Genomic DNA, 452 nt, shown 5'->3' with positions numbered 1-452 from the left:
CGGCTGCAAGCTGCACCGGCTCTAGGTTTTGTACTCGTTGGCACGTCTAAAAACTCAGCGCAAGGCGGTTTTCTGGCGTACACCCCAACCGGCGGCGCGACTAACTGTGTTTGCTTGACGTAATATCGTGAAGCACAAACAAAAAATAAGAGCGAAATTTGAAAGATAAATTAATGAATATGAATTTGAATAAATGGAATCGTAAGTACAACCATCGCCAGCGCAAAAAGATGTGTGTCGGTGAATACCAAGAATTAGTCTTCATCGTAACGGCAAACGGTGTAAGTGGATTGTCAGTGGAACAGCGTGATAAGTTCATGGATGAAATAATTGATTCCGCTATCGAGGCAAATTGCGCACTTAGTGTAGCCACATTTGGTGAGGATTTTTGGTGCTACGTAATGGCCGAAAAAAAGAGAGCCTCTGTGACTGAGGCGCAAAGATCAGCAATT

Annotated in this window: 1 protein-coding gene; it reads left to right on the top strand. The window is 44.0% G+C overall.

What is annotated here, in order from left to right; translation table 11 throughout:
- Window positions 1-158: 158 nt before the first annotated feature.
- The coding region (locus H8K32_RS20015; RefSeq protein ID WP_186914399.1) for a 50S ribosome-binding protein YggL at window positions 159-452 on the top strand (294 nt) is incomplete at its 3' end.

This window comes from Cognatundibacterium jejuense (assembly GCF_014284255.1).
Taxonomy (GTDB): domain Bacteria; phylum Pseudomonadota; class Gammaproteobacteria; order Burkholderiales; family Burkholderiaceae_D; genus Undibacterium; species Undibacterium jejuense.
The sequence above is the reverse complement of the archived record's forward strand: the minus strand, read 5'-3'. Positions and strand labels throughout refer to the sequence as shown.